The sequence below is a fragment of the Isoptericola croceus genome (assembly GCF_029382255.1).
Taxonomy (GTDB): Bacteria; Actinomycetota; Actinomycetes; order Actinomycetales; family Cellulomonadaceae; genus Isoptericola; species Isoptericola croceus.
Genome location: NZ_JARLLG010000083.1, coordinates 1 through 297, shown reverse-complemented (window position 1 = coordinate 297; position 297 = coordinate 1). Strand labels below are relative to the sequence as shown.

The following is a 297-nucleotide window of genomic DNA, read 5'->3' as shown; positions in this document are numbered from 1 at the left end:
CCCTTCGCCAGCGCGAACTGGCGTTGCGAGAACAGGAGATGAACATGAGGCGAAGCGGCCGGAAGCTTCCCCCCTCTAAGTCGAAGTACGACGACGACGACGACGATGATGATTATTTCGATCCTATGGATAGTCGGTTAAACGTCCCGCAGATCGACCCCGACAATTTTGACATGTTGAGCGTGACATCACGTAGGACGAGAAAGGCCCCCAGCGCCAGGGAACTGCGAAAGAATCCGGAGATGACTCCCAGCACGCCGGCTTCATCGTTGAGCCGATTTTTCCCTGGAGGGAAGA

General features: G+C 55.9%; 1 protein-coding gene. It reads right to left on the bottom strand.

All coding sequences use genetic code 11. From position 1 onward, the window contains the following. Window positions 1-112: 112 nt before the first annotated feature. On the bottom strand, window positions 113-297 hold a 185-nt coding region (locus PZC42_RS20770; protein ID WP_277213977.1), incomplete at its 5' end, for a hypothetical protein.